The sequence below is a fragment of the Peribacillus kribbensis DSM 17871 genome (assembly GCF_000430765.1).
Lineage (GTDB): Bacteria > Bacillota > Bacilli > Bacillales > DSM-1321 > Paraperibacillus > Paraperibacillus kribbensis.
The window spans coordinates 97,222-111,680 of the sequence record NZ_AUMQ01000016.1 but is presented as its reverse complement, the minus strand read 5'-3'; the positions used below and the strand labels follow the sequence as shown (position 1 = coordinate 111,680).

Here is a 14,459-nt window from a genome sequence, read left to right as displayed (position 1 = left end):
TAGCACAAAAAACGACCAAACTACAATAAACTTTGATATAATTAAAAATAGGACAAGTGTTCGGAGGTGGAAATCTATGCTATACAGATTTATTGATCTATTTGCAGGCATTGGAGGCATAAGGACAGCCTTCCAACCATATGGAGAGTGTGTCTTTTCTTGTGAGTGGGATGTAAAAGCGCAGGAAACTTATGAGGCTAACTTTGGTGAAAAACCAGTTGGTGATATTCGCTTGGTAGATGAAAAGGAAGTTCCTGACCACGACTTACTTCTCGCGGGTTTTCCTTGTCAGCCGTTCAGTATTGCTGGAGTAAGTAAGAAGAACAGTTTAGGTCGTCAACACGGTTTCCTTGATGATACACAAGGGACTTTATTTTTTGATATTGCCCGTATTATAAAGGAAAAAAAGCCACAGGCTTTTCTGTTGGAGAATGTAAAGAACCTGAAATCTCATGATAAAGGAAATACATTTAGAGTAATAAAGAAAGTACTAGAAGAAGAATTGGGGTATACCGTTTATTCGGAAGTCCTGAACGCAAAGGGTTTAGTACCACAGAACAGGGAAAGGATCTACATAGTGGGCTTTAAAAAGCCGCTCAAGTTTGAATTTCCTGAAATACCAAAAGAAGGTCCCGCTATCCGTACTATTTTAGAAGAGAATGTGGATGATAAATTCACATTGTCAGACAAGTTGTGGGAGTACTTACAGGCTTATAAAGAAAAGCATAGCAAAAAGGGCAATGGATTTGGTTACGGTTTGGTAGATTTGAACTCTTATAGTCGTACCCTATCAGCTCGATACTATAAAGATGGTTCAGAAGTTTTGATTCCACAGGAAGGAAAAAACCCTCGAAGATTGACTCCAAGAGAATGCGCCCGCTTGCAGGGATTTCCAGAAAAGTTTAAAATTGTAGTTAGTAACACTGCTGCTTATAAACAGTTTGGCAATAGTGTTGCAGTTCCTGTCGTAGAAAGAATTGCTGAAAAGATGATACAGGCAATTGAAAACGACAAGATACTACAAGTGGAAACGGAAGAGGGTCGGTTGGAGTATGCAACAAAATGAGTCAGATAAACTGACGAGTGCGATTGAAGCGGCCAAGCAATATGGCCGCTTTTATTGTAAATTCGTCACAGCCAATGATGTCGGATTGACTAACGCACACCAAGAGGGATTGCACATTGCTAAGAATGCTTGGAGTGTATTTTTTGAAACAGAAGGAGTAAAAGGGGAAAATAAAGATAACTTTGTCAAAATACATATAGACGGTTATTACCCTTTCGAAAGTAGAATTATATACTATGGTGTTAGAACAAGGAATGAATATAGGATAACTCGCTTTTGGACAAATTCCCCGTGGGATAAAAATCAGCAGGTGGGAAATCTTATTGTATTTATCCCAGTAGATTTTGAGAATTTTAAGGCTTATATATTTGATACTGAAGAAGAGATTGAGAACTTTATAGAGACATTCTCCCTATCACTTGTCAGCAACAATGCAGTTTATGGAGTAGAAAACCAAAAGACTACTCTTGTACAAAAAAGAATAGAAGATTGGATAAAAAAATATGGCAGTCTATATCCTGACAGTTTCCCAGAAACTACTGTTTTAGCAGAGCATTCAAGGGATATTGTAATGAAGTTTGCTAAAGGAATAGGTAATCCAGATAATACATTATTAAAGTGGATAGATGTTGAATATGAGTTATTTAAAGAAATAGAACGAAATATATATAAGCCATACTTAATTGAACCATTTTGCGAATTAGATCCTCTTTTGAAGTTTGCCTCTAGTGCTTTAAATAGAAGAAAGAGTAGGGCAGGAAAATCACTTGAACACCATATTGATTTTCTTCTTTGTTTTTTTAATATTCCTTTCAGTCATCCTGGAAAGACTGAAGGCACCAAGAAACCAGACTTTCTTTTGCCAAGTAATGAGCATTATGCCAACTTGTTGTATGACTCTGACAAACTTATTATGCTGGGCGCCAAGACAACTTGTAAGGACAGATGGCGTCAGATATTAAATGAGGCAAACAGGATTCCACAAAAACATTTATTAACATTGCAGCAAGGTATTACAATGAACCAACTTGACGAAATGCAAGAAGAAAAAGTGACACTCGTTGTACCAGAGGCATATCATAAGATGTATCCAGAGGCATATCAGGATCGTCTATGGACAGTGGAAAAGTTTATAAAGTATACAAAAGAAAAATACTCAGTATAAGGAGACCTGTAAAGGGTCTTCTTTTTATTTTCTAAATAGAGTATTAGTAGATTATGTTATATACTTGAAAGTAAATAATGAAGAAGAATTAATAGAAATAACCTTACAAAATCACAAATTAAACGGTAAAGTAACCTGAAAGATTTGAAAAAGTTTGAAGACGGATACAAAAAAGGTGGAAATATCATACGTTGTCTACACATTTAAGCCTTTAGAAATGAAACAGGAAAATTATAAAAGCAGTTAAGTAGTAGTGGGCTTCCCACTACTACTTTTTTTAGCCTCGCTAATAAATTGAATGATATCATTGACCACCTCATCTAGATCCTGCTTAATCTCGTGTTCCCATACTCGTTTAAGGTGCCAGTCTTTTTCTAGATAATATAGATTTACCTCTTTATCCCGCTCCACATTTCTTCCCAATTTATTTTTCCAGAACTCCGAATTATTCTTTGGCGTATTCCCGTGTATAGGGCAGCAGTGCCAAAAGCAAGAGTCAATAAAAATAACTACTTTGTATTTAGTAATTGATATATCAGGTTTACCAAACAACTTTGTATTTCTCCTGTATCTTAAGCCTCTTTTCCATAATTCCCTTGATACTATACCTTCTAATTTACTAATTGACTTGATGGCTTGCATGTTTTTCCTTCGTTGATCTTTGGTCATTACATCAGTCATCGTACCACCTCTATAATATATTTACCTCTTCCGATTATTTGCAAACAGGTAAGGATTAAGAATGACTAATCAGAGTTGTACTTATGATTTGTGTATGTGATGGAATATTAAATCTAATTGGTGTGGAGGAATATCCAACACACCGTAAAGGAATGTAACTGCTAGACTAAATTGAACAATTTATGCTAGATAAAAATGAACATTTTCTCACCAAATTAAGGCTAGTTGAGCTATGATAGTTTTTCAACATAGTTTAGCTGGAGGATTTGAAAGGTGGGAAAATTGCAATTGTATATTCATGTTCAACAATTAAAGAAACAAGGATTTAAGGTAGCTGCTATCTCAAAGACGTTGGTATATCAAGAAACACTGTGTAAAAATATTTGAATATGTCATTTGAAGAGGCAGTGGATAGGGTTGAATCTTTGGGTTCCAGAAGTAAAAAGTTAGATCCCTACCGGGACCTGATCCAATTAAATTCATTGACCGTGAAAAAACATAGAATTATTGGGGAATCCTCACTTTGAAGGTACCCTAAAGAACTTTCTAGTAAGGTGCCTTTAAAGAGAATTTATGAGTTCGTGTTGATAAAATATCTTCTTCAGCATGAAGAAATATCACTGGACAAAGTAATCAATGAAATTCAGAAAGTCCTTGATGATGGAGAGAAAGTGTACTGCACGCAATGGAATACTTAAACCAGAACTACTATGATAGTGTTCAGTTAGATTTTAAAAATGTCTACTATGGAGTATCACATTTCAAATTAAATTGTATGAGCATTACCGAATGGTAGATGCAGCTCTTTTATCAAATTACCGAAAGCTACATAACACCTTTCGAGGATCTGGGCTCATTACAAATGGGAATGAATATTTCCTCTATATTGATCTACACAAGGAAGAAGATATAAAGGAGTGGCAAACACCAAACACTGTCTCCCAGCAAACCGATAGAGGAAAAAACATTATTTTTAAAACAAAGGTGCATTAATCTTCACTTGTTTGTTAGAAAGTACAAGGAAATCGAAGGTAAGGTAGAGCCGTATATTTATATAGGAAAAGGGGATAGCGTGGAATTTTCCGGAGCAAAACCAATAACAGTAAAGTATAAGCTGTAGAATGAAATTCCAACCAACTTATATACAGAATACACGAAAAAAGTATGGTCTTCTCATATGAGAAGACTATTTTCCATTCATTAACTGTTCTACCGCTGGAAAATCAGCAGGTGCCCATTAAAGGGAGCTAAGATTTTTTTTTTTGAGCCAGATTAGTTTTGAATGCTACTTGGTTGTGGTTCTCCGCTGGCAACTTTTCACTTAATTGATATGAGATTAATGATAAAGGTGTCTTATCATGTGTATTTTCGTTGAAGAACCCTAGGTATATTATGTGTTTCTCTTACGAGAGCCGAGTTGATATCTTCATTTGGTTCGACTTTTCCTCCTGGAAACTCCCACATGTTGGGACATTTCAGGGGATCTCAATTCGCATAAGATCTCTTCTTGTTCATTTTGGATAATTGGCTACTACTGTCGTGGCTCCTTACTAATTGATTTTTTCTTTTATTAGTATAAAGGAAATATAATATTAAAGTCGAATATATAATTAGGGGGATAGAGTATGCGTTATTTCATTGTTTATGTTACATTTATTGATAATCGTACTGAAAATTTTTGGTTTAAGAGTAGATCGGGAGCTTTACTTCTATCGCAATTAAGTAAATATCCAAAAGGGATCATCGCTACTAATAAATTTAGTTTTTCTACAAACAATGCTTTATCAGCATTCATCCTTGAAGTAGATTTATTATTACAGCCTCAAATAGTGAAGAATGATTTTGCTATTCTTAATGAAAATGCTTGTTATAATTATTTTGATATGGATCATTACTAATTATATAATGTCTTTTTCTTAGGTTTTTATATACATTGCGCAGGGTTAATAATATTTAACAAGAGTGATATTCTCTCCTTAATATAAAATTAGTTTAACAAAGCTGATACATCAACCTCTAATATTCTTTAGTGAATATGGTGGTATAACGTTCATGTTAATAATACCAACGTTTATCAACTTACAATATGTGAGTTTTTTAAATATTCTATCTTGTATAATAAATACTTATTAAATTGAAGATTATTCTTTTTTCTCATGAAGTTCTGAAAAATAGTAGGGGGATAATCACTTTTGTATGAGATTTGTAGCCATGTTCATATAATAGCTCCCAGTAACTCAGCTGGCAAGAGAAACAACCTCCTAAGCTGTAGGTCGAGAATTCGAATCTCTTTTGGAACGCTGAATTGTGAAAAAGGTTGATATATAAGGGTTTCCAAAACTTAAATGGGTTTTGGTTGTCCAACATATATCAACCTTTTTTGTGTAGTTTTGGGTTGACGTTTTGTGGGACAGAAGGCATCCTTTGTGTGTCCTCCATTCTATTTGGAGGTTTAGGTAAAATGGCAAGAGCATATATAGGCGGAAGAGGACAAGCAGCAACTAAGAGTACAAGTTTTGTGGATGTTGAAGAGTACACTATAGATGAAGCTTTAGAAACATTCATTTTATCTAAAGAAGCAGAAGGAGTCCGTTCACGAACAATTGAGGAATATCGGCATTATAAAAGATATCTTAAGATGTTTTTAGAGGAGTATCAGTATAAGGTGAACTTAATTAATGGCTTATCAGCAAAAATAATATGTGAATACATCATTTACTTGAAACAAACAAAAAAAGCTTACGAAGGAATTGCGAACAGGGAAAAGGAATCTGCAGGACTTTCTGTAAATACAAGTAACATTCGACTAAGAACACTAAAAACCATGTGTAACTTTGGGTTTAAGGAAGGGATTATTCAGACTAATCCAGTCAGCAACATCAAACTTGTTAGGGATGATGAACAAAAGGAAGTACAAGGGTTGAATGATGAAGTCTTGAATAAGCTGCTTAGCCAGTTTGACACGAGAGAATACGCCCAATGGAGGGATAAAGTATTGATTCTTCTGCTACTGGATACTGGTATGAGGATTAATAAAGCTGTCAATTTGCAGGTATCCCACATCGATTTAAAACTGTTAACCATTCATATCCCTTCTGAAACAGCAAAAAATAGAAAAGGCAGAGATGTGTCTATTACTAGGGAGGTAGGAAAGCTATTGCAAGAACTACACATGGAAATCTCTAATTACTTTGGTGATTGTGAATATGTATTTTTCAATGCCTATGGTGAGCCTTTTACAGCAGATGCGTTTCGACGTAGGCTTAACCGAAAAAATGATAAAATGGGATAGAAAGACTACATCTTATATGTTTCGGCATACCTTTTGTAGGAATTACATATTGTATGGTGGGATATTTTCACACTCCAAAAGATTGTTGTCCATTTCTGATATCAAGACTACAAGGAAATATTAACAGTTAGGCTGAGCATATTTATAAACAACACAATAAATTCTCTCCTGTAAGAAAGTATATTTCAAAATAATGAGCAATGTTGTTTTCAAGATAATACTACTAATTTTAGCTTTTATATCTTTGAAGATGGAAGTGTGTTTGAAAGGATAGTGATGGGGTAATTTTTATTTCCGATAGGTCTGTATAAGCATTCTAGTATTCTTAATATCAATGAAACTATGAATATTAGAATGAACAAATGCCAGCAGTAGTATATGAAATGGCATAGGGAGAATAAATTTTATATCAAAAATCATTATGAATAAACTCAAGAGATTCTTTATAATGATTCTGTAATATAATTAACGTTGGTCGAGGTAGAAAAATGAAGAAAAAACTATCTTTTGGCATGAACAAGTTTACCAATATTCCAACTACTCTTCAAAAGACAGGTCATCCTAGTATACCTGTAGATTACATAACAATAGATGTTCGGAACATTTGTCATTTCCTATATATGGATGCATATGGCGGTTCTCCTGCTTTTTCACGTTCTCAACATTTGTTTGAACATTATAAGTCCTTTATTAATAGTGATGATTATTTTAGATTTGAAAAAAGAGGATTAGGTTCACATAAAGAGGTAAGAATATGAGAAAGCAATAGATGGGGGAAAGCTTTTTGCAGGTGGTTTCTACACGAACATTTAGGAATCAAATATTTCGTACATATGGATGAAGTTCTTGATAAATCAATTTTAGCTGAAGGAGGATATAAGATTGAAAGAACAGTTAATGGAGATACACCAGATTATCTATGTGCTAAATCTGCAAGAAAAATATATATAGCAGAAGCAAAAGGGAGAAAGGGCTCAATTAGTTTTAGGAATAAAGAATTTGCAAACTGGAGGAACCAATTTAGCAGGGTAACTATTAGTGATAGTAGTGGAGTAGCTCATTCTATTAAGGGATATATGTAGCTACTAGGTTACTAACGAAGGACGAATATAAGACAGTAAAACCCAATTTACTAGCCGAAGACCCTTATACACCTGGGATGGAAGATTTTAAGAGTTAGATAATTGGCCTGAGGAAATAGGACAAATGATTATAGCAGGGCATTATACTAATTCTCTTGAAATTCTTGGGATGTTTGAGTTAGGGGATGCTTTGAGGTTTAATTATACACTGCCAAGGGAGATTGAGATACCAGTTGGTGTGTGGAGGTCAACATTACCTAGCTTAAGAAATAAAAGGTTTATTGGCATGTTTGTCCCTTACTTTTTAAATTTCACATTAAATCAATTATATCCTAGGCTTAGACGTGAATCTGCGGTTTTTATAGGAATCGATTTAGATACATTTAGAACAGTGAGTAATGCTACTGTTTTGGGAAGAGGGATTTTAAATCAAATTGAGGAGTTTCCTTTATATGAACATAGGATAGCTAATATTAGTATACTGAGATACGGAACTATTATATCTCCATTACACACAATGAAGTTTGATGAAATATTATATGTAAAAAATGAAACTAAACTTAAAAGTGAGGGACTAGCTATCCCCAATTATTTTTTTATCCATCTTGTATATGTTTTAAAATGAATAGATTTTTGATTTTATTAAATCATTTTTCTTGTAAGGATAGTGTCAAAGTAGCTATTAATTTTGCGAATACAAACAGTTCGGAAACAATGTTGAAGTTCCAGTGGTGGAACCTATTGCATATGAAATGATTCAAGCAATCGAACAATGAACTTATATAAAATGAGGACATTGAAACGTCACAAGTAACTGAAGAAAGAGGTTTGGAGTATGCATCCAAGTGATAAATTAACTAAGGCAATAGAAATGGCTAATAAATTTGGTCGTTTCTATTGTAAATTTATTTCTGCAAATGATGTTGGACTTACAAAAGCACATCAAGAAGGCTTATACATATCCATAAATGCTTCACAAATTTTTTTTGATGAAAAAGGACAAAGAGGTGAAAACAAAGACCACTTTATAAAAGTCCATATTGATGGACATCCTTCGTTTGAAAGTCGTGCTATATGGTACGGGAGTAAGACTAGAAGGGAATACCGGTTAACTAGGTTTTGGACAAATTCACCTTTTAATAAATATGACCAAGTAGGTAATCTTATTATTTTTATTCAAGCTAGTATCGATGATTTTTATTGCTTCTTACTGGATGGAGAAGAAGAGATAGAAACATTTCTTCAATCTTTTTCAATATCACTATTAAAAAATAATGCAGTCTATGGACTGGATACTGATGATAAAGAAACACAAATAGAATTGAAAATTAATTCATTAATAAATACCTATGCATCTTCATTTGTTGAAGAATTTCCTTCAACTATGGAAATGTCAGAAAAGGCAAGGCAAATTTATTTTAATTGCTTTAACCGGCCACACCTTGTCGATTCAGTTTTATTAAGATGGATTGATATAGAATATCAACTTTTCAGGGCGATTGAAAAAAGTGTTTATAAGCCCTATTTAACAGAACCATTTTGTAATTTAGATTTATTATTGGATTTCTCCAACAGTGCACTTAATAGAAGAAAAAGTCGTGCTGGACACTCACTGGAACATCATGCGGATTTTTTATTGTATCAAGCAGAAGTTCCTATTATTCATCCTGGGAAAACAGAAGGAAAAAAGAAACCGGACTTCATCCTACCTTCGAATGAAGCGTATGCATATCTTTTATACGACGAGAAAAATTTGACTTTTTTAGGGGCAAAAACAACGTGTAAAGACCGCTGGAGGCAGATTTTGAATGAGGCGAATAGGATTCCTGTTAAACATCTAATAACATTACAACAAGGTATTTCTAAGAATCAAATGGAGGAAATGAAGGAAGAAAAGGTTGTTTTAGTAGTTCCGAAACCATACCATGATTATTATCCACCAGAGTATAGGGATGGACTGATGAGTGTGGGCGATTTTCTCGGTTATCTTATAGACAAGTATGCAGTATAAAAAAACCTATTAAAACATTGATATTTACAAAGACGTTCTATTTTAAATCGTCTTTGTTTTAATATGGTAGCTTAAATGGAATATCTACTTACTATAAAGTTAATTAATTAAAAGTGGGGCAATTAAATGGAATATAATCATAAGTTAGCATTAATTGTGGCTTATTATCTTTCTAAGTTTGATTGGAAGGCTATAGAAAACTTAGGCTATAAAAAATTTAGGCATGCATTTGAAGACATAGGTAGGATATTAAATGTTAAACCAAATACAATTAAAAATATGAGAGATGAGTTTGATCCCCTAAACCCAAATGAAAGGCTAGGCTGGTATCAACGTGAACTTAGACCTAGCCGTTTACAGGTTGTAGAGAAATATGAAAATCTTAGTGAGGTTGCATTTACTGAGATTGTTAAAGATATATTGAGATCTAATGAAAATGAAGAACCTACGGTTGAATTACAAACATATGTAGAATTAATCGGTAATGATGAAGAAGATGAGGTAAAAGGAAATAGGGAATATACCACAAGAGGTATAACAGGAAAAAAGGCAGAAGAATTATTTGTTGAGTTTTTTAATAATGGAATAATTGAAGGGCTTTCTGGTGAACTAGTGGATAGAAGAGACGACGGTTGTGGATATGATTTTAAAATGACAGATGAACCTAAATATCTCTTTGAAATTAAGGGTTTATTAGATAGTAAAGGTGGGGTAAATTTTACAGATAAGGAATGGAACACAGCTAAAGAATTGGGTGAAAAATATGTTTTGATATTAATAAGTGATATAGGAAAAAACCCTAAAGTAACTATATTAAAAAATCCATTCAGAAATCTTAATCCTACTAAAAGAGTTTATACAACAATTGCTACTAATTGGTCAATAGACAGTAATCAGTTAGTAACCTTAACCCATTGATTAATGGGTTTTTTTTATTCCTCGATTACTCCTGTAAATATAATCTACTTCTCTTTGGGTTTAAGTTACTTAGGTTTAGGCTTGATTTGATGCTTATTGTCAAGGCCGGTTATAACTTCCTCAAAATCGCCGGTTTAAAATTCCCCAGGAGGACTTTTGTAAACGATAAACTAGAAACAACAGTTTTCCACAAATAAAGATAAACAGATTTCAACAAATAAGAATCAACAGTTTATCTTAATTGATTCCCCTTTCTATATACTTAAAGCAGTCTATGGAAAGTGAGGAATGAACAGGAGTGGAATCATTGGATGGTTAAAGGAACACCCAGACTTATCAGGAGCTCAAGTATTGGACTGGTTGGGGGAGAAATTAGACGTTAGTGCAGTCTCAGAAGGAACTGTGACGAATTATGTCAATGAATTACGTGAAGCTTATCATATCCCTAAAATGGTATCTGAGAGAAGTTATAGTACAGTACCGGACCTTCCAATGGGTCAACAGTTACAAGTAGATTTGGCGAGGTGAAGGTCCCTGCAACGAATGGAACATTTAAACGGCTCTACTTTATTGGATTCATTTTAGCACATTCTCGATATAAATATGTAGAATGGCTAGACCGACCGTTTCGAGCATCAGATCTTATTAGAATGCATGAAAATGCTTTCCGTTTTTATGGGGGCATGTCTATAGAAATCGTCTACGACCAAGATCGATTACTGGCTGTTAGTGAAAACGCTGGAGATCTTATCATGACGGTGGAATTCACTAAATATCAACAGTCAAGAAAGTTTAAGGTATACCTATGCAGAAAATCTGATCCAGAGTCCAAAGGAAAAATAGAGCAGGTAGTGAAATACGTAAAGAAAAATTTTGCGAAGAACCGCACTTTTGATAATCTACGAGATTGGCAGGAATCTAGTATAAATTGGTTAAAGAGGACCGGGAATTACAAGGTACATCATAATACGAAAAAGAGACCTGTCGAGGTGTTCGCCCTGGAAAAGCCACACCTACAACCGGTCTCCGGTATTTACATTTTTGAAGATATCTTAGGTACCAGTATAACAGAACTATAAACAATGACAATGTCATACGGTTTCATGGGAACAGGTACAGCGTACCGCGCGGTACTTACCGAAAAGGAGCTCCCAATATAGCTTATGTCGAAACAGATACTGAGTATCTATACATACGACTGCAGAAAAATGGGCAACCATTAGCAAAACATAAAATTGCCCAAGGAAGTGGTGCAGTTATATCAGGCCCTTCCCATCGGGAACGTGAACAGCCTAAACGGGATCTATAATACAGCAAATCAAAGAAATGTTAACCGACAAACAAGCTGCAAATTGGCTAATTGAAATTCTCTCTAATCAATATCCACGCCATATGGTAGATCAGCTTAAAGTTGTACAATCTGTCATTTTGAAACATCCATATTTCATTGATGAGGCACTTAGCGAAATGAGACGTTTGCGGTTGACTAGTGCAAATGATCTTAGGGATATTGCCATTACTTTAGAAATCCATAGCCGAAAGAAACATAAAGTAACTGGAATCCCGAATGAGAAATATAAGACTCTAGTTGCCCCCGAACGAAGGGAAGATATTTATTTTATTGTCCTTCAAGGAGGAGCAAATCAATGAGCCAACCTTACGAATCACTTCAGGATAAATGCAGAACCTTACGACTGACTGAGACAGCCAAGGAATTACGTTCTCTTCTAAGCGAAGATGAGGCAAAGGGATGGACCTATCTTGAATTTATCCAAGAGTTTCTTAGTCATGAAATGCGTTGTAGGGAAAGAAAAAACAGTGAAAGATTAATGAAGTGGGCTGAGTTTCCGGAAGCTTTAACATTTGGAAACTTTCGACTTAAGGAACAGACAGCGATTGGAGAAAAACAGCTGAATATTTTAAAACAATTATCTGGATTGATGAGTATTATACCTTAATTATGATGGGGCCAAAAGGTGTTGGCAAGACCCATCTATCAACTGCTTTAGGTATCCACGATATTGAGCGTGGATACCAGGTTTCTTTTATATCAATGGATCGTTTAATTTGTGTATTGAAATCAAGAGAGTATATTAGCAAATCTAAAACAAGGTATAACCGTATAATTAAATCTGATTTGATTATCATTTATGATGTCATGTATATGGCTTATGAACCACAGGATGCCCATCTATTCTTTCAATTTATTTATGAGATGTATGACAAAGCTGCATTTATCCTTACCTCTAATAAAGGTCCTTGAGAATGGGGAAAGTTCCTTGGGGATACGACACTTACGACAGCCATACTGGATCGTCTCCTTCATCGGAGTGAAATTTTGACCTTCAGCGAAGAACAGGACAGTATCAGAATGAAATACAGAAAAGCATTATTTGATAACCAGAGCGTTGAATCTTAATTGATGAAAACTGATGAATTTTATTTACTAAAAACTGTTGTTTTCTACATGACGGTTACAAGTATAGAAAAGTATTAGGGTGAATACAGGTGAAAAGATGAATATGTATTAGCACTACTTAATCATAATGATATGTTCAATTAAATTTTTGATATTATAGTTAGTTTGGTTACAAATAAAAATTGATTTGCATATGAAAAATGTTATGCTATCTGGGGTTATAATACATGTAACTGTAACTATTAGTAGAAGTTAGTAGAGATCAAATCTTAATTAAATGAAGAAGAATATTTACAAATATATGGAGATATACTTAGCTAGGGATAGCTTTTTTCATTGCATATAATTGATAGAGGTAATCAACTCGAGACAAGAACAGTATTAAAAAATTTTTTTGTAAAATTATTATTTTGCATTTTACTGACCTAATAGTGGATAACTGTGACTAACCAAAAAGAGTAGACTCTCATCTTCATAAGTTGGGAGGGAACCCATTTATGGAGCTTGAATTTTATAAAGAAAACTATAAATTGCTCAGTTGGGGTTATATCACCATTTGCCACCTTTCTCTAAATCGTAACCAAGATATCTATATCACGGTTATTCTAAATCGGAAAAATCATAACTTGAATTTTCGTTAATAATAGCAAAATCTTTTTTGAATAAATTTTGATAAAAATTAAGATCTACTTCTAAAATATATATAGAAATAGCATTAGTAGTATAAATCCCAAATTTACTTGTTTTTATAAAACCATTTGGATATTTTTTCAACTGAAATTCTAATAACATTGCTGATCTGCTTTTCACTAAATATTCACTTGTTTTAAGAGAAAAGAGGCAATGAGTAATGTACCATTGTCTTTTGCTGTTTTTGTATTATTGAGTAAAACTTTGGACTTAAATCGTGAAGAAAAGGAAACTTTTTTAGTTGCAATAATTTTGATTTTTAATCTAAAATAAAAAAAGAATGTACGTTCGTTTTTTGAGGTAAAATGATATAATGAAGATAATGCACGAGATAGAAGGGGGAGGAATTTTATGTTTAATTTTAAATTTTTTGTTTGCAGGCATAGGCGGCTTAAGACTTCCCTTTGAAAGCTTAGGCGGAAAAATGCGTTTTTTCCTCTGAATGGGATAAAAATGCACAAAAGGTTTATGAAAAAAATTTTAAAGAAGTCCCATTTGGAGATATAACTAAGATAAAGGAAACAGAAATACCTGATCATGATATTTTATTAGCCGGATTTCCATGCCATCCTTTCAGTCTTGCTGGAGTCTCAAAGAAAAATTCATTAGGAATTAAACATGGGTTTGAGGATGAAACTCAATCTTTTTAGTATAGTAATCATTTACTTCTTTATCTCTGTCAACATTTCTTGTTAACTTCCTATACCAAAAATCCGCATTGTTTTTTGGCATATTCCCATGTATGGGACAGCGATGCCAAAAGCAAGAGTCAACAAATATAACAATTTTGTATTTTTTAATCGATAAGTCTGGTTTTCCAAAAAGGTTTTTGGTATTTGTTCTAAATCTTAAGCCCTTTTTCCACAGCTCTTTTGAAACAATTTTTTCTAATTTAGATATTGACTTTATTGCCTGCATATTTTTTCTGCGCTGTTCTTTTGTCATTACATCAGTCATTAATGACACCTCCTTTAGTACTTTTACCTGAAAATTCTTATAAAAACAATTTATATTTAATGTTAACCACATAGATTATTTTCCCTATTAAGATCTTTTTATCTACTGTCGACCTTTTATTACAATTATAGTAAGATTATTTAATAAGCGTTATAATATATAAACTTAGTAGGAGAGT

General features: G+C 33.7%; 15 protein-coding genes, 1 tRNA gene and 2 pseudogenes. 14 read left to right on the top strand and 4 right to left on the bottom strand.

Features of this window, described 5'->3' with window-relative positions; translation table 11 throughout:
* Positions 1 to 76 precede the first annotated feature (76 nt).
* Together dcm and H539_RS0100525 are read left to right on the top strand one after the other, a co-directional pair.
* On the top strand, positions 77 to 1,066 hold the full coding sequence (dcm, locus tag H539_RS27415) for a DNA (cytosine-5-)-methyltransferase (RefSeq protein ID WP_051348375.1): 990 nt from the start codon (positions 77 to 79) through the stop codon (positions 1,064 to 1,066).
* Entirely contained in the window at positions 1,053 to 2,231 is a 1,179-nt protein-coding gene (locus H539_RS0100525; RefSeq protein WP_035321693.1) for a type II restriction endonuclease, read from the top strand. Before dcm ends, H539_RS0100525 begins: the two co-directional genes overlap by 14 nt.
* Before the next feature lie 243 nt (positions 2,232 to 2,474).
* Here the strand turns inward: H539_RS0100525 and H539_RS0100520 are convergent, their stop codons facing one another.
* A complete protein-coding gene (locus tag H539_RS0100520) occupies positions 2,475 to 2,912 on the bottom strand; it encodes a very short patch repair endonuclease (RefSeq protein ID WP_026691882.1) in 438 nt (145 codons plus the stop codon).
* Between the two features lie 789 nt (positions 2,913 to 3,701).
* Here H539_RS0100520 and H539_RS32560 point away from each other — a divergent pair.
* A complete protein-coding gene (locus H539_RS32560) occupies positions 3,702 to 3,905 on the top strand; it encodes a hypothetical protein (RefSeq protein WP_026691881.1) in 204 nt (67 codons plus the stop codon).
* Between the two features lie 363 nt (positions 3,906 to 4,268).
* On the opposite strand, the gene H539_RS33265 is transcribed toward H539_RS32560, so the two are convergent.
* Positions 4,269 to 4,376, bottom strand: coding sequence for an NUDIX domain-containing protein (locus H539_RS33265; protein WP_342663986.1), 108 nt, complete (start codon positions 4,374 to 4,376; stop codon positions 4,269 to 4,271).
* A gap of 161 nt (positions 4,377 to 4,537) precedes the next feature.
* On the opposite strand from H539_RS33265, the gene H539_RS0100500 reads away from it, so the two are divergent.
* The 10 genes and pseudogenes from H539_RS0100500 (at position 4,538) to istB (ending at position 12,634) form a co-directional block, all read left to right on the top strand.
* Positions 4,538 to 4,810 (top strand): hypothetical protein, encoded by a 273-nt coding sequence (locus H539_RS0100500; protein ID WP_026691880.1) that lies wholly within the window; start codon positions 4,538 to 4,540, stop codon positions 4,808 to 4,810.
* 331 nt (positions 4,811 to 5,141) lie between these two features.
* A tRNA-Arg gene (locus H539_RS0100495) sits at positions 5,142 to 5,209 on the top strand.
* 164 nt (positions 5,210 to 5,373) lie between these two features.
* Positions 5,374 to 6,204, top strand: a complete 831-nt coding sequence (locus H539_RS0100490) for a tyrosine-type recombinase/integrase (protein ID WP_026691879.1) — start codon at positions 5,374 to 5,376, stop codon at positions 6,202 to 6,204.
* A 488-nt stretch (positions 6,205 to 6,692) separates the two neighbouring features.
* On the top strand, positions 6,693 to 6,962 hold the full coding sequence (locus H539_RS0100485; protein ID WP_026691878.1) for a hypothetical protein: 270 nt from the start codon (positions 6,693 to 6,695) through the stop codon (positions 6,960 to 6,962).
* A 75-nt stretch (positions 6,963 to 7,037) separates the two neighbouring features.
* Positions 7,038 to 7,286 carry a hypothetical protein gene (locus H539_RS0100480; protein WP_026691877.1) on the top strand — a complete coding sequence of 83 codons (249 nt, stop codon included), beginning with the start codon at positions 7,038 to 7,040 and terminating at the stop codon, positions 7,284 to 7,286.
* Between the two features lie 124 nt (positions 7,287 to 7,410).
* Positions 7,411 to 7,911, top strand: coding sequence for a hypothetical protein (locus H539_RS0100475; RefSeq protein WP_026691876.1), 501 nt, complete (start codon positions 7,411 to 7,413; stop codon positions 7,909 to 7,911).
* Between the two features lie 210 nt (positions 7,912 to 8,121).
* Positions 8,122 to 9,297, top strand: coding sequence for a type II restriction endonuclease (locus tag H539_RS0100470; protein ID WP_051348374.1), 1,176 nt, complete (start codon positions 8,122 to 8,124; stop codon positions 9,295 to 9,297).
* 126 nt (positions 9,298 to 9,423) lie between these two features.
* Positions 9,424 to 10,215 (top strand): protein NO VEIN domain-containing protein, encoded by a 792-nt coding sequence (locus H539_RS0100465; protein ID WP_026691874.1) that lies wholly within the window; start codon positions 9,424 to 9,426, stop codon positions 10,213 to 10,215.
* A 1,326-nt stretch (positions 10,216 to 11,541) separates the two neighbouring features.
* On the top strand, positions 11,542 to 11,865 hold the full coding sequence (locus H539_RS32685; protein WP_051348373.1) for a hypothetical protein: 324 nt from the start codon (positions 11,542 to 11,544) through the stop codon (positions 11,863 to 11,865).
* Positions 11,862 to 12,634 (top strand): annotated as a pseudogene (gene istB / locus H539_RS33330) (IS21-like element helper ATPase IstB). The gene H539_RS32685 and the pseudogene istB overlap by 4 nt, the downstream one beginning before the upstream one ends.
* A gap of 600 nt (positions 12,635 to 13,234) precedes the next feature.
* Here istB and H539_RS0100450 read toward each other — a convergent pair.
* Positions 13,235 to 13,426 carry a hypothetical protein gene (locus tag H539_RS0100450; RefSeq protein WP_035321691.1) on the bottom strand — a complete coding sequence of 64 codons (192 nt, stop codon included), beginning with the start codon at positions 13,424 to 13,426 and terminating at the stop codon, positions 13,235 to 13,237.
* A gap of 380 nt (positions 13,427 to 13,806) precedes the next feature.
* Between H539_RS0100450 and H539_RS33020 the strand changes: the two are divergent.
* Positions 13,807 to 13,974: pseudogene (locus H539_RS33020) on the top strand (DNA cytosine methyltransferase); the annotation flags it as partial.
* Here H539_RS33020 and H539_RS27400 read toward each other — a convergent pair.
* Positions 13,937 to 14,281 (bottom strand): DNA mismatch endonuclease Vsr, encoded by a 345-nt coding sequence (locus H539_RS27400; RefSeq protein ID WP_051348372.1) that lies wholly within the window; start codon positions 14,279 to 14,281, stop codon positions 13,937 to 13,939. The pseudogene H539_RS33020 and the gene H539_RS27400 sit on opposite strands and share 38 nt — an antisense overlap.
* Between the last annotated feature and the right edge of the window lie 178 nt (positions 14,282 to 14,459).

Coding starts and splice junctions, on each gene's coding strand:
- H539_RS32560 (WP_026691881.1), top strand. CDS start 3,702: ATGGTAGATGCAGCTCTTTTATCAAATTACCGAAAGCTACATAACACC.
- H539_RS0100475 (WP_026691876.1), top strand. CDS start 7,411: ATGATTATAGCAGGGCATTATACTAATTCTCTTGAAATTCTTGGGATG.
- H539_RS33265 (WP_342663986.1), bottom strand. CDS start 4,376: ATGTGGGAGTTTCCAGGAGGAAAAGTCGAACCAAATGAAGATATCAAC.
- H539_RS0100500 (WP_026691880.1), top strand. CDS start 4,538: ATGCGTTATTTCATTGTTTATGTTACATTTATTGATAATCGTACTGAA.
- H539_RS0100465 (WP_026691874.1), top strand. CDS start 9,424: ATGGAATATAATCATAAGTTAGCATTAATTGTGGCTTATTATCTTTCT.
- H539_RS32685 (WP_051348373.1), top strand. CDS start 11,542: ATGTTAACCGACAAACAAGCTGCAAATTGGCTAATTGAAATTCTCTCT.
- dcm (WP_051348375.1), top strand. CDS start 77: ATGCTATACAGATTTATTGATCTATTTGCAGGCATTGGAGGCATAAGG.
- H539_RS0100525 (WP_035321693.1), top strand. CDS start 1,053: ATGCAACAAAATGAGTCAGATAAACTGACGAGTGCGATTGAAGCGGCC.
- H539_RS27400 (WP_051348372.1), bottom strand. CDS start 14,281: ATGACTGATGTAATGACAAAAGAACAGCGCAGAAAAAATATGCAGGCA.
- H539_RS0100480 (WP_026691877.1), top strand. CDS start 7,038: ATGGATGAAGTTCTTGATAAATCAATTTTAGCTGAAGGAGGATATAAG.
- H539_RS0100520 (WP_026691882.1), bottom strand. CDS start 2,912: ATGACTGATGTAATGACCAAAGATCAACGAAGGAAAAACATGCAAGCC.
- H539_RS0100485 (WP_026691878.1), top strand. CDS start 6,693: ATGAAGAAAAAACTATCTTTTGGCATGAACAAGTTTACCAATATTCCA.
- H539_RS0100470 (WP_051348374.1), top strand. CDS start 8,122: ATGCATCCAAGTGATAAATTAACTAAGGCAATAGAAATGGCTAATAAA.
- H539_RS0100490 (WP_026691879.1), top strand. CDS start 5,374: ATGGCAAGAGCATATATAGGCGGAAGAGGACAAGCAGCAACTAAGAGT.
- H539_RS0100450 (WP_035321691.1), bottom strand. CDS start 13,426: ATGTTATTAGAATTTCAGTTGAAAAAATATCCAAATGGTTTTATAAAA.